The 15,666-nt window shown below is 39.0% G+C and carries 9 protein-coding genes; all 9 read right to left on the minus strand.

The annotated features are described in order from the left end of the window. Positions 1–205: 205 nt before the first annotated feature. On the minus strand, positions 206–2,137 hold the full coding sequence (locus IPK18_04745) for an OmpA family protein (protein ID QQR98827.1): 1,932 nt from the start codon (positions 2,135–2,137) through the stop codon (positions 206–208). 5 nt (positions 2,138–2,142) lie between these two features. Further along, positions 2,143–2,745, minus strand: coding sequence for a hypothetical protein (locus tag IPK18_04750; protein QQR98828.1), 603 nt, complete (start codon positions 2,743–2,745; stop codon positions 2,143–2,145). Positions 2,746–2,799: 54 nt separating this feature from the next. Continuing rightward, positions 2,800–3,804: a type IX secretion system membrane protein PorP/SprF gene (locus tag IPK18_04755; protein QQR98829.1), complete on the minus strand. Its 1,005-nt coding sequence runs from the start codon at positions 3,802–3,804 to the stop codon at positions 2,800–2,802. Positions 3,805–3,920: 116 nt separating this feature from the next. Further along, on the minus strand, positions 3,921–4,829 hold the full coding sequence (locus IPK18_04760; protein QQR98830.1) for a gliding motility-associated C-terminal domain-containing protein: 909 nt from the start codon (positions 4,827–4,829) through the stop codon (positions 3,921–3,923). Beyond that, on the minus strand, positions 4,801–7,320 hold the full coding sequence (locus IPK18_04765; protein ID QQR98831.1) for a hypothetical protein: 2,520 nt from the start codon (positions 7,318–7,320) through the stop codon (positions 4,801–4,803). The genes IPK18_04760 and IPK18_04765 overlap by 29 nt, the downstream gene beginning before the upstream one ends. Next, entirely contained in the window at positions 7,268–8,983 is a 1,716-nt protein-coding gene (locus IPK18_04770; GenBank protein ID QQR98832.1) for a hypothetical protein, read from the minus strand. The genes IPK18_04765 and IPK18_04770 overlap by 53 nt, the downstream gene beginning before the upstream one ends. 72 nt (positions 8,984–9,055) lie before the next feature. Continuing rightward, positions 9,056–9,937: a hypothetical protein gene (locus IPK18_04775; protein ID QQR98833.1), complete on the minus strand. Its 882-nt coding sequence runs from the start codon at positions 9,935–9,937 to the stop codon at positions 9,056–9,058. Further along, positions 9,897–14,534, minus strand: a complete 4,638-nt coding sequence (locus IPK18_04780; GenBank protein ID QQR98834.1) for a hypothetical protein — start codon at positions 14,532–14,534, stop codon at positions 9,897–9,899. Before IPK18_04780 ends, IPK18_04775 begins: the two co-directional genes overlap by 41 nt. A gap of 145 nt (positions 14,535–14,679) precedes the next feature. Next, entirely contained in the window at positions 14,680–15,627 is a 948-nt protein-coding gene (locus tag IPK18_04785; GenBank protein QQR98835.1) for a hypothetical protein, read from the minus strand. Positions 15,628–15,666: the final 39 nt, after the last annotated feature.

Below are 15,666 nucleotides of genomic sequence, written 5' to 3' on the forward strand. Positions count from 1 at the left end.
TGCAATTTCTTAAAAAAAAATTACTTTTTGAAGTGTTTTTATATTATTAAGCAATTATTAGACTAATAAATGTTAAAATAGCACATAAATCTATCCACTATTAGGATTTGGTGGCTATTTTTTTTAATATTTAAAAAGATACAGCGTCCTGGTGTTGGACGCTGTATGCTTGTTTATCTTATTTTGTGTTTGTGTCTCTTACTTCTTAGAATGGACATTGTTTACACGGATCTACTTGCATATCAAATCTTTGTAGTGAGCTAATATCAAATTTACCACCTATGACCTTAAACTCTGTTCTTCTGTTTCTCTGATGTTCATACTCTGTACATATCACTCCATCTGTACAGCCATTCACTGGCTTTGTCTCGCCATATCCTTTCGGTTTTAATCTACTTCTACTGATGCCTCTCGCTATCAACCAATCTACTACACTCTGTGCTCTGCGTTGTGATAACTTGATATTGTAATCATACGGCGCTCTCGCATCTGTGTGTGAGCCTATCTCTACTATCGCTTCTGGATTCTCTTGTAAAAAACCTAATAACTTATTCAAGTCTCGCTCACTCTCCTCTCTTATGTACCATTTATCAAAGTCATAGTAAATGTCTCTCAATTCTATACTTGGCGCATCCATCTGATCGCCTGTCTTTGGATCTACCCACTTGCCTGTCTCTGGGTCATAGACATAGCCGTCTGGCATGCCTGGTATTGGATCTAAGATTACTTCTTCTTCTCTAGGATTAACTCCACATTTCCTGTCTATCTTACAATCGCCATCATCTTTGATAACTTCTGTATAGCCTGGCAAGTAACCTTGTGCATTGGCAACTATGATATAATCACAATCACATCTTACTATCTCGCATATCTTACCATTCTCATCTGCTACCAACGCTTTGGTCCAGCCTTCACACTTGCTAGACAATAGTATCTTTGCTCCTGCTAGTGGCTTTAAGTCTTCTGGACTTTTGCTGTCTATACTCTTTGGTGATGTTGGACTTTTGCTATCTATGCTCTTATTCTCTATATCTTTGTTTTCTATATTCTTGCTGTCTATACTCTTCGGTGATGTTGGACTCTTGCTATCTATACTCTTATTTTGTAATGATTTTAAGCTCTTGCCCAAGACCTGTACACTCATAGCATACTCTTGTCCTTTATCTAATGGTATTTTTACATATACCGTCTCGCCTGCTTTTACACCTTTTGTCGTAGCACATACTTTGTCATTGCTACTATATCCTTCTGCGCTCGCAACAAAACAATAATCCATGTTTCTTACTACGCCAAACTCAAACTCGCCATCACACTCCGTTTCCATTCTTCCTTCTTCACTCTGTGTCAGCTTTGCCTTCATTATAACTTTACTGTTGCATATCGGCTCGCCTGTCTTTGCATCTACTACAATTCCTTCTAAGTAAATACCATCATCCTCAAAACTATAGATATCATCTAAGCCATTGCCTTCTGGTCTGTTTGAGGTAAAATAACCTACTGATTTATCTTGTCCATATACTAAGCTAAAATCATCATAACTACTATTGATTGGTGCGCCTATATTTCTGATCTTACCATATTGATTTGTCTTAGCATCTGGCTTTACTCTAAAGATATCCAATCCGCCTAAGCCACCATGTCCATCACTAGCAAAATATAGTACACCATCTTCATCTACATACGGAAACATCTCCATGCCTTCTGTATTGATCTGCTCTCCTAAGTTCTTTGGCGTACTCCAGCTTTCGCCTTCTTTCTTTGTAATATAAACATCTGTGCCTCCATAGCCACCTGGCATATCGCTAATAAAATACATCGTATTACCATCTGGTGTAAGTGCTGGATGTCCTACACTATATTCATCATTGTTGTATTGGAATGGTTTGTCATTCTTCCATGTCGTACCTTCTACATCTGACTCAAATATCTTTAATTTGATTATCTTATCATCACTCGTCTTTGCCTTACCATGATAATAATTGTTTCTCGTAAAATATACTTTCTTATTGTCTGGGGTAAAGGTAGTCTTTGCTTCGTGGTATTTTGTCGATGCATCTGCTTTCATCTGTTTTGGCTTGCCAAAGGTCGTCTTCTCGCCTTCTACATAATACATATCAAAAACTGTGTGCCTGTCCATGTGTGTTATCTTCCTATTGCCTTTGAACTGTCTCGAGAACTAGAATAGACTAGTCCTTTCTCAAACCACATGGGTGCAAAATCATAACCCGAAGTATTAAAACTTAAATTCTTTATCTGATATCTATCTCTCGTTAATAAGTACTGTCCATAATCTGCACTCGCTTTTAACTGATTGCCTGCTCTCTTGTCTTCTGGAACACTCTGTTTGTAGGTAGCATACCATTTTGCCGCTTCTTCGTATTTCTCATTCGCCTGCAACATCTTTGCATAGTATAACTTATACTCCGGTTCTACATCGCCTTTCTCTACTGCCTTGCCATACCAATATTCTGCACGCTCAAAGTTTGAGGTTAATCGGTAGCAATCGCCTAGCTCACACATCGCTCTTGTGCTATCGTGCTTCTTTAGATAACTCTCATATAATGGTATCGCTTCATAGTAAGCTAAATCATTATACAACTTCTGGGCTTTGCCTATACCTCCTACTGTGGTACCTGCTCCTGATGTGCCTCCTTCGATAACCTGTGCGTCTATACTAGAAACTCCTATAACCATTAGTAATAGCACTAGCAATATCTGACGTTTAAGCTGTTTGATTGTATTCATATATTTTACTTTTTCCTTGCTTGGGTAAGTTTTATTGTTTTTCTTCTTCTTCTTTTAAAAATATCTCGGCGTTATTACTCGTTTCTTCTCAAAATTAAAATCATAGCCTAAGATAACCTCATAGCTTCCTTTGTTGTAATCTCCTAATTTCGTTAGTGTATAATCATACGCAAATCCTATCAATAACTGCTTCGTTGGCCATACTTCTAATAAAGCATCAAAGCTATCACTGTTCGTTAAGCCTGTCTTCTTATTGTGGAATGATGTTCTGTAGCTTCCGCCTATATTCACTCTATCATAAATCAATAAACTCAAGTTAAAATCTAAGGTATGGGGTATCTTCTGCTCCGCACTGGCTATATATCTGTACATCATCTGTGGACGTATTTTTAATACCTTGCCTGCTGGTATTACGCCTCCTGCCATGGTAATAAAATGTGGTGTACGGTGTGCACTTAGAAAACTCCCTGTATTATCATTAGCATAAGCTTTGATAACATCCTTATTGTGTAAATCGCCTTTGATAAAGTTTGGTACACTTGCTCCAAAATACCAATATTTATGGTATAAATATAAACCTGCGCCTACATCTGGTAGTATTCTACTTACATTCTGCTGAAAAACTACATCCTGTTGATTTTCTATGTTTAAGTCTGTTAGATTACTCTTGTACCACAATATACCTGCATTTATTCCTAAACTCAACTTAACGCCTTTGCCTAAGTTTACTCTATAGGCATAGCTAGCATCAAACCATGTCTGGTTTGTAACGCCTAGTCTGTCATTGACTAAATAGAAACCTATCGCTGAGGATTCCTTCTTCAATGGACTATGAATGGCAAACGTCGCTGTCTGTGGTGCACCCTTGATGCCTGCCCACTGATTGCGATACAAGGCGCGGATACTTAATACCTCGCGTGAGCCTGTGTAACCAGCATTCATAGGCAACTTATTGTACATGTATTGGGTGTACTGAGGCTCCTGTTGGCCATACAGCATCGATGTCATTAATAACAACATCGCTACAACTGTTATCCTCATTTGATTTAATCTTATCATGATTTTTACTTTTGCTTTTTATTTATCTTTTTTGAGCTGAATCTGTGCTTACCTTTTTTCCTTTTTCTAAGATAAGGTGGTAGCTCTGTTTGCTACCACCATCTCTTTATATCATCTTATCTATGTATAACGATAAACCCTGCTTTATTAATATCATCTCCTGCACTGTTTATATACTTGATAACATAGTAGTATGTACCATCTGGAAGTGGTGCACCTTTGTATCTACCATCCCACTCGCCTCGGTAATCCTCATTTCTGTAAACCTCGATGCCCCATCTGTTGTACACACAGAATACTATCGCACTTGAACTTGGACATGGTATCGTATAGTAATCATTTACTCCATCGCCATTCGGTGAGAAAGCATCATACAACTCACACTCATTTTCTCTTACTATTCTTACATATGCCCATGCTGTATCATTACCATCTGGATCACATATCACATATTGGAAGCTGTCTACTCCTGTAAAGTCTGTATTTGGTGTATAAGTCACATTTCCTGATGGTGTATTGATATTACTTAATGTTCCATTTACTGGGTATGTAACTATAGCATCATCACATAATTGTAATGGATCACTGTCTGTCTGGATATCATTGCCTATAACATTTATAACTACTGGTACATTAACTTTCGTTGTTGTGTCATTATTAATTGCTATCGGTGGTATACCTGTTACGGTTACATAAACTGTAGTCTCTATACACGTATCTGTGCCTGTAATGCAGCTCATAATACATAAGGTATCTGTACCTTTTACTTTACCTGCTGTGTATACTAAGCAACCTTGCTCGTTGATAGTCCATGTGATGTAATTTCCTGTTCCTGAGGTCTGACCTGCACAGCTCGTTACTGTGATGTCTGTTCCTCGTGGTTGTAAGAAATCACAAATACTATCTACGCTATTCACTGGTAAGCTATCTCTTATCGTGTCTCTTGGTGTCTCTACAGTAATGATGATAATCGTTGTATCGCAGTAGCCTTTGTCATCACATACTACTATACATGTCCGTATCATTACCTGTTTGTCCTTTTGATGGTGTGTATGTTATACATGGATTCAAGCCATCTATCGTTACTTTGTTATCCGTATCACATGTTGTAATACTAATTACTGTACCTGGTAACTCTGTTGTGTCTACACATACTGGTACTGGACAGTTATAACATGTCGTGTCTCTGATCGTATCTTTAACTGTACAGCCTACTACACATACTCGAACACTATCTCTACAGCCACTCTCCTTGCCCTCTACTACTACCCAATGACAGCCTGATGGAATGGCTAACTTAGTGCCAGTATATTCTACGTAATTATTGTATTTATTCTCAAAAGTACCTAATACTGGATCTAAGGCAAATATTGCTAATCCTGAGCCTGTATTATACAATCTGCTTGGGTTACCAGCTTTTATTGCCATATCTTCGGCATACCACATACCTTGTGCATCTACACTATTCATATATGATGCTAACTCTACTAAAGTTGTGAATTTAGTATTTGGAAATAAAGTTCTATTACTATCTATACCCCAACGCTCTAATACATGTTGTACACCATCTAGATATTCATTTGCATCAAAGCTATAAGCACCAGCTGCATCTACTTCTCCACAACTACTCTCTAAACTAAATAACAATGCCTGCATTGAACCATCAATATATACATTATACTCTTGTAATGTTTTAAAGTCTATTGGTAAGCAATAGTTTCCAATTCCTTTTTCACATTGTATTTCTACAAAAGTTTCTTTTATTAAACTATCGCATTCTATTATCGTGTCTTTTGGTATTACCGTAATTATTACTTCTGTGGTATCACATACTCCTAATACTGTATCGCATACTACTACACAGAACTTGTCTTCTCCGATATTCGTGCCTGTGTATTTAATGCTGATGCAGTTGCCTTCTTGTGTCGCTGTCGGTGTTGTGATATTATCTAATGTTCCTGCGCAGTTGATGATGTAGCTTGTATCTGCATTCATGCCTACTTCTATCGCTACACATACGCTGTCTGTATCGCCTATCTTAACCGTATCTCTGATTGTATCTCTTGTTGGTATGATTGGTACTTCTATAGTGATGGTATCACATACTGCTTTCGTGCTATCACATACAATTACACATAAGCTATCTCTACCTATGATACCATTTGATGTGTATGTTATACAACCTGTCGTACTGTCTATGCTGTATGTTCCTAAACCGCTTGTCGCTGTTTGGCTGCCATCGCATAATGTCCAGTGTCCATTCGTGATATTATATATCGTATCTATACACGCTGTCTCTGTACAATTATCACATACTGGTACTATTATTATCGTGTCTTTTGGTATTACCGTAATTATTACTTCTGTGGTATCACATACTCCTAATACTGTATCGCATACTACTACACAGAACTTGTCTTCGCCGATATTCGTGCCTGTGTATTTAATGCTGATGCAGTTGCCTTCTTGTGTCGCTGTCGGTGTTGTGATGTTATCTAATGTTCCTGCGCAGTTGATGATGTAGTTTGTATCTGCATTCATGCCTACTTCTATCGCTACACATACACTGTCTGTATCGCCTATCTTAACCGTATCTCTGATTGTATCTCTTGTTGGTATGATTGGTACTTCTATAGTGATGGTATCACATACTGCTTTCGTGCTATCACATACAATTACACATAAGCTATCTCTACCTATGATACCATTTGATGTGTATGTTATACCACCTGTCGTGCTGTCTATACTGTATGTTCCTAAACCGCTTGTCGCTGTTTGGTCGCCATCGCATAGTGTCCAGTGTCCATTCGTGATATTATATATCGTATCTATACACGCTGTCTCTGTACACGTATCACATACTGGTACTACTATTATCGTGTCTTTTGGTATTACCGTAATTATTACTTCTGTGGTATCACATACTCCTAATACTGTATCGCATACTACTACACAGAACTTGTCTTCGCCGATATTTGTGCCTGTGTATTTAATGCTGATGCAGTTACCTTCTTGTGTCGCTGTCGGTGTTGTGATGTTATCTAATGCTCCTGCGCAGTTGATGATGTAGCTTGTGTCTGCATTCATGCCTACTTCTATCGCTACACATACGCTGTCTGTATCGCCTATCTTAACCGTATCTCTGATTGTATCTCTTGTTGGTATGATTGGTACTTCTATAGTGATGGTATCACATACTGCTTTCGTGCTATCACATACTACTACACATAAGCTATCTCTACCTATCACGCCATTTGATGTGTATGTTATACAACCTGTCGTGCTGTCTATACTGTATGTTCCTAAACCGCTTGTCGCTGTTTGGTCGCCATCGCATAGTGTCCAGTGTCCATTCGTGATATTATATATCGTATCTATACACGCTGTCTCTGTACACGTATCACATACTGGTACTACTATTATCGTGTCTTTTGGTATTACCGTAATTATTACTTCTGTGGTATCACATACTCCTAATGTCGTATCGCATACTACTACACAGAACTTGTCTTCCAATATTCGTGCCTGTGTATTTAATGCTGATGCAGTTACCTTCTTGTGTCGCTATCGGTGTTGTGATGTTATCTAATGCTCCTGCGCAGTTGATGATGTAGCTTGTGTCTGCATTCATGCCTACTTCTATCGCTACACATACGCTGTCTGTATCGCCTATCTTAACCGTATCTCTGATTGTATCTCTTGTTGGTATGATTGGTACTTCTATAGTGATGGTATCACATACTGCTTTCGTGCTATCACATACTACTACACATAAGCTATCTCTACCTATCACGCCATTTGATGTGTATGTTATACAACCTGTCGTGCTGTCTATACTGTATGTTCCTAAACCGCTTGTCGCTGTTTGGCTGCCATCGCATAGTGTCCAGTGTCCATTCGTGATATTATATATCGTATCTATACATGTCGTTACTGTACATGTATCACATACTGGTACTATTATTATCGTGTCTTTTGGTATTACCGTAATTATTACCTCTGTGGTATCGCATACTCCTAATACTGTATCGCATACTACTACACAGAACTTGTCTTCGCCAATATTTGTGCCTGTGTATTTAATGCTGATGCAGTTACCTTCTTGTGTCGCTGTCGGTGTTGTGATGTTATCTAATGCTCCTGCGCAGTTGATGATGTAGTTTGTGTCTGCATTCATACCTACTTCTATCGCTACACATACGCTGTCTGTATCGCCTATCTTAACCGTATCTCTGATTGTATCTCTTGTTGGTATGATTGGTACTTCTATAGTGATGGTATCACATACTGCTTTCGTGCTATCACATACTACTACACATAAGCTATCTCTACCTATGATGCCATTTGACGTATAAGTAATACAACCTGTCGTACTGTCTATGCTGTATGCTCCTAAACCGCTTGTCGCTGTTTGGCTGCCATCGCATAATGTCCAGTGTCCATTCGTGATATTATATATCGTATCTATACATGCTGTCTCTGTACATGTATCACATACTGGTACTATTATTATCGTGTCTTTTGGTATTACCGTAATTATTACTTCTGTGGTATCGCATACTTTTAGTGTCGTATCACATACTACTACACAGAACTTGTCTTCGCCGATATTTGTGCCTGTGTATTTAATGCTAATGCAGTTGCCTTCTTGTGTCGCTGTTGGTGTTGTGATGTTATCTAATGCTCCTGCGCAGTTGATGATGTAGTTTGTATCTGCATTCATGCCTACTTCTATCGCTACACATACGCTGTCTGTATCGCCTATCTTAACCGTATCTCTGATTGTATCTCTTGTTGGTATGATTGGTACTTCTATAGTGATGGTATCACATACTGCTTTCGTGCTATCACATACTACTACACATAAGCTATCTCTACCTATGATGCCATTTGACGTATAAGTAATACAACCTGTCGTACTGTCTATGCTGTATGCTCCTAAACCGCTTGTCGCTGTTTGGCTGCCATCGCATAATGTCCAGTGTCCATTCGTGATATTATATATCGTATCTATACATGCTGTCTCTGTACATGTATCACATACTGGTACTACTATTATCGTGTCTTTTGGTATTACTGTAATTATTACTTCTGTGGTATCACATACTCCTAATGTCGTATCGCATACTACTACACAGAACTTATCTTCGCCAATAGCTGTGCCTGTGTATACTAACATTGATGCAGTTACCTTATTGTGTCGCTGTTGGTGTTGTGATGTTATCTAATGTTCCTGCGCAGTTGATTATGCTTAGGCTGTATCTGCATTCATGCCTACTTCTATCGCTACACATACGCTGTCTGTATCGCCTATCTTAACCGTATCTCTGATTGTATCTCTTGTTGGTATGATTGGTACTTCTATAGTGATGGTATCACATACTGCTTTCGTGCTATCACATACAATTACACATAAGCTATCTCTACCTATGATACCATTTGATGTGTATGTTATACAACCTGTCGTACTGTCTATACTGTATGTTCCTAAACCGCTTGTCGCTGTTTGGTCGCCATCGCATAGTGTCCAGTGTCCATTCGTGATATTATATATCGTATCTATACACGCTGTCTCTGTACATGTATCACATACTGGTACTATTATTATCGTGTCTTTTGGTATTACCGTAATTATTACTTCTGTGGTATCACATACTCCTAATACTGTATCGCATACTACTACACAGAACTTGTCTTCGCCGATATTTGTGCCTGTGTATTTAATGCTGATGCAGTTACCTTCTTGTGTCGCTGTCGGTGTTGTGATGTTATCTAATGCTCCTGCGCAGTTGATGATGTAGCTTGTATCTGCATTCATGCCTACTTCTATCGCTACACATACGCTGTCTGTATCGCCTATCTTAACCGTATCTCTGATTGTATCTCTTGTTGGTATGATTGGTACTTCTATAGTGATGGTATCACATACTGCTTTCGTGCTATCACATACTACTACACATAAGCTATCTCTACCTATCACGCCATTTGATGTGTATGTTATACAACCTGTCGTGCTGTCTATACTGTATGTTCCTAAACCGCTTGTCGCTGTTTGGCTGCCATCGCATAGTGTCCAGTGTCCATTCGTGATATTATATATCGTATCTATACATGCTGTCTCTACACGTATCACATACTGGTACTACTATTATCGTGTCTTTTGGTATTACTGTAATTATTACTTCTGTGGTATCACATACTCCTAATGTCGTATCGCATACTACTACACAGAACTTGTCTTCTCCAATATTCGTGCCTGTGTATTTAATGCTGATGCAGTTACCTTCTTGTGTCGCTGTCGGTGTTGTGATGTTATCTAATGCTCCTGCGCAGTTGATGATGTAGCTTGTGTCTGCATTCATGCCTACTTCTATCGCTACACATACGCTGTCTGTATCGCCTATCTTAACCGTATCTCTGATTGTATCTCTTGTTGGTATGATTGGTACTTCTATAGTGATGGTATCACATACTGCTTTCGTGCTATCACATACTACTACACATAAGCTATCTCTACCTATCACGCCATTTGATGTGTATGTTATACAACCTGTCGTGCTGTCTATACTGTATGTTCCTAAACCGCTTGTCGCTGTTTGGTCGCCATCGCATAGTGTCCAGTGTCCATTCGTGATATTATATATCGTATCTATACACGCTGTCTCTGTACATGTATCACATACTGGTACTACTATTATCGTGTCTTTTGGTATTACCGTAATTATTACTTCTGTGGTATCACATACTCCTAATGTCGTATCGCATACTACTACACAGAACTTGTCTTCTCCAATATTCGTGCCTGTGTATTTAATGCTGATGCAGTTACCTTCTTGTGTCGCTGTCGGTGTTGTGATGTTATCTAATGCTCCTGCGCAGTTGATGATGTAGCTTGTGTCTGCATTCATGCCTACTTCTATCGCTACACATACGCTGTCTGTATCGCCTATCTTAACCGTATCTCTGATTGTATCTCTTGTTGGTATGATTGGTACTTCTATAGTGATGGTATCACATACTGCTTTCGTGCTATCACATACTACTACACATAAGCTATCTCTACCTATGATACCATTTGATGTGTATGTTATACAACCTGTCGTGCTGTCTATGCTGTATGTTCCTAAACCGCTTGTCGCTTTTTGGTCGCCATCGCATAGTGTCCAGTGTCCATTCGTGATATTATATATCGTATCTATACACGCTGTCTCTGTACATTTATCACATACTGGTACTATTATTATCGTGTCTTTTGGTATTACCGTAATTATTACTTCTGTGGTATCACATACTCCTAATACTGTATCGCATACTACTACACAGAACTTGTCTTCTCCAATATTCGTGCCTGTGTATTTAATGCTGATGCAGTTGCCTTCTTGTGTCGCTGTTGGTGTTGTGATATTATCTAATGCTCCTGCGCAGTTGATGATGTAGTTTGTATCTGCATTCATACCTACTTCTACTTTAACACATACGCTGTCTGTATCGCCTATCTTAACCGTATCTCTGATTGTATCTCTTGTTGGTATGATTGGTACTTCTATAGTGATGGTATCACATACTGCTTTCGTGCTATCACATACTACTACACATAAGCTATCTCTACCTATGATACCATTTGATGTGTATGTTATACAACCTGTCGTGCTGTCTATACTGTATGTTCCTAAACTACTCGTCGCTTCTTGGCTGCCATCGCATAGTGTCCAGTGTCCATTCGTGATATTATATATCGTATCTATACATGCTGTCTCTGTACATGTATCACATACTGGTACTACTATTATCGTGTCTTTTGGTATTACTGTAATTATTACTTCTGTGGTATCACATACTCCTAATGTCGTATCGCATACTACTACACAGAATTTATCTTCGCCGATAGCTGTGCCTGTGTATACTACATTGATGCAGTTACCATTATTCGTTGCTATTGGTGTTGTGATATTATCTAATGTTCCTGCGCAGTTCACTATGCTTACGCTGTCTGCATTCATGCCTACTTCTATCGCTACACATACGCTGTCTGTATCGCCTATCTTAACCGTATCTCTGATTGTATCTCTTGTTGGTATGATTGGTACTTCTATAGTGATGGTATCACATACTGCTTTCGTGCTATCACATACAATTACACATAAGCTATCTCTACCTATCACGCCATTTGATGTGTATGTTATACAACCTGTCGTGCTGTCTATACTGTATGTTCCTAAACCGCTTGTCGCTGTTTGGCTGCCATCGCATAATGTCCAGTGTCCATTCGTGATATTATATATCGTATCTATACATGCTGTCTCTGTACATGTATCACATACTGGTACTATTATTATCGTGTCTTTTGGTATTACCGTAATTATTACTTCTGTGGTATCACATACTCCTAATACTGTATCGCATACTACTACACAGAACTTGTCTTCTCCGATATTCGTGCCTGTGTATTTAATGCTGATGCAGTTGCCTTCTTGTGTCGCTGTCGGTGTTGTGATGTTATCTAATGTTCCTGCGCAGTTGATGATGTAGTTTGTATCTGCATTCATGCCTACTTCTATCGCTACACATACACTGTCTGTATCGCCTATCTTAACCGTATCTCTGATTGTATCTCTTGTTGGTATGATTGGTACTTCTATAGTGATGGTATCACATACTGCTTTCGTGCTATCACATACAATTACACATAAGCTATCTCTACCTATGATACCATTTGATGTGTATGTTATACAACCTGTCGTGCTGTCTATACTGTATGTTCCTAAACCGCTTGTCGCTGTTTGGCTGCCATCGCATAGTGTCCAGTGTCCATTCGTGATATTATATATCGTATCTATACATTGCTGTCTCTGTACGTTATCACATACTGGTACTACTATTATCGTGTCTTTTGGTATTACCGTAATTATTACTTCTGTGGTATCACATACTCCTAATACTGTATCGCATACTACTACACAGAACTTGTCTTCGCCAATATTTGTGCCTGTGTATTTAATGCTGATGCAGTTACCTTCTTGTGTCGCTGTCGGTGTTGTGATGTTATCTAATGCTCCTGCGCAGTTGATGATGTAGCTTGTATCTGCATTCATGCCTACTTCTATCGCTACACATACACTGTCTGTATCGCCTATCTTAACCGTATCTCTGATTGTATCTCTTGTTGGTATGATTGGTACTTCTATAGTGATGGTATCACATACTGCTTTCGTGCTATCACATACTACTACACATAAGCTATCTCTACCTATGATACCATTTGATGTGTATGTTATACAACCTGTCGTACTGTCTATGCTGTATGTTCCTAAACCGCTTGTCGCTGTTTGGCTGCCATCGCATAATGTCCAGTGTCCATTCGTGATATTATATATCGTATCTATACATGCTGTCTCTGTACATGTATCACATACTGGTACTATTATTATCGTGTCTTTTGGTATTACCGTAATTATTACTTCTGTGGTATCACATACTCCTAATACTGTATCGCATACTACTACACAGAACTTGTCTTCTCCAATATTCGTGCCTGTGTATTTAATGCTGATGCAGTTGCCTTCTTGTGTCGCTGTCGGTGTTGTGATGTTATCTAATGTTCCTGCGCAGTTGATGATGTAGTTTGTATCTGCATTCATGCCTACTTCTATCGCTACACATACACTGTCTGTATCGCCTATCTTAACCGTATCTCTGATTGTATCTCTTGTTGGTATGATTGGTACTTCTATAGTGATGGTATCACATACTGCTTTCGTGCTATCACATACAATTACACATAAGCTATCTCTACCTATGATACCATTTGATGTGTATGTTATACAACCTGTCGTGCTGTCTATACTGTATGTTCCTAAACCGCTTGTCGCTGTTTGGCTGCCATCGCATAGTGTCCAGTGTCCATTCGTGATATTATATATCGTATCTATACATGCTGTCTCTGTACATGTATCACATACTGGTACTACTATTATCGTGTCTTTTGGTATTACCGTAATTATTACTTCTGTGGTATCACATACTCCTAATACTGTATCGCATACTACTACACAGAACTTGTCTTCGCCGATATTTGTGCCTGTGTATTTAATGCTGATGCAGTTACCTTCTTGTGTCGCTGTCGGTGTTGTGATGTTATCTAATGCTCCTGCGCAGTTGATGATGTAGCTTGTGTCTGCATTCATGCCTACTTCTATCGCTACACATACGCTGTCTGTATCGCCTATCTTAACCGTATCTCTGATTGTATCTCTTGTTGGTATGATTGGTACTTCTATAGTGATGGTATCACATACTGCTTTCGTGCTATCACATACAATTACACATAAGCTATCTCTACCTATCACGCCATTTGATGTGTATGTTATACAACCTGTCGTGCTGTCTATACTGTATGTTCCTAAACCGCTTGTCGCTGTTTGTTCGCCATCGCATAGTGTCCAGTGTCCATTCGTGATATTATATATCGTATCTATACACGCTGTCTCTGTACACGTATCACATACTGGTACTACTATTATCGTGTCTTTTGGTATTACCGTAATTATTACTTCTGTGGTATCACATACTCCTAATGTCGTATCGCATACTACTACACAGAACTTGTCTTCTCCAATATTCGTGCCTGTGTATTTAATGCTGATGCAGTTACCTTCTTGTGTCGCTGTCGGTGTTGTGATGTTATCTAATGCTCCTGCGCAGTTGATGATGTAGCTTGTGTCTGCATTCATGCCTACTTCTATCGCTACACATACGCTGTCTGTATCGCCTATCTTAACCGTATCTCTGATTGTATCTCTTGTTGGTATGATTGGTACTTCTATAGTGATGGTATCACATACTGCTTTCGTGCTATCACATACTACTACACATAAGCTATTCTCTACCTATCACGCCATTTGATGTGTATGTTATACAACCTGTCGTGCTGTCTATACTGTATGTTCCTAAACCGCTTGTCGCTGTTTGGCTGCCATCGCATAGTGTCCAGTGTCCATTCGTGATATTATATATCGTATCTATACATGCTGTCTCTGTACATGTATCACATACTGGTACTACTATTATCGTGTCTTTTGGTATTACCGTAATTATTACTTCTGTGGTATCACATACTCCTAATGTCGTATCGCATACTACTACACAGAACTTGTCTTCTCCAATATTCGTGCCTGTGTATTTAATGCTGATGCAGTTGCCTTCTTGTGTCGCTGTTGGTGTTGTGATATTATCTAATGCTCCTGCGCAGTTGATGATGTAGCTTGTATCTGCATTCATGCCTACTTCTATCGCTACACATACGCTGTCTGTATCGCCTATCTTAACCGTATCTCTGATTGTATCTCTTGTTGGTATGATTGGTACTTCTATAGTGATGGTATCACATACTGCTTTCGTGCTATCACATACTACTACACATAAGCTATCTCTACCTATGATGCCATTTGATGTGTATGTTATACAACCTGTCGTGCTGTCTATGCTGTATGTTCCTAAACCGCTTGTCGCTTCTTGGCTGCCATCGCATAGTGTCCAGTGTCCATTCGTGATATTATATATCGTATCTATACATGCTGTCTCTGTACATGTATCACATACTGGTACTATTATTATCGTGTCTTTTGGTATTACCGTAATTATTACTTCTGTGGTATCACATACTCCTAATACTGTATCGCATACTACTACACAGAACTTGTCTTCGCCGATATTTGTGCCTGTGTATTTAATGCTGATGCAGTTACCTTCTTGTGTCGCTGTTGGTGTTGTGATGTTATCTAATGCTCCTGCGCAGTTGATGATGTAGCTTGTGTCTGCATTCATGCCTACTTCTATCGCTACACATACGCTGTCTGTATCGCC

The organism is Sphingobacteriales bacterium, from assembly GCA_016699615.1.
Classification (GTDB): domain Bacteria; phylum Bacteroidota; class Bacteroidia; order Chitinophagales; family JADIYW01; genus JADJSS01.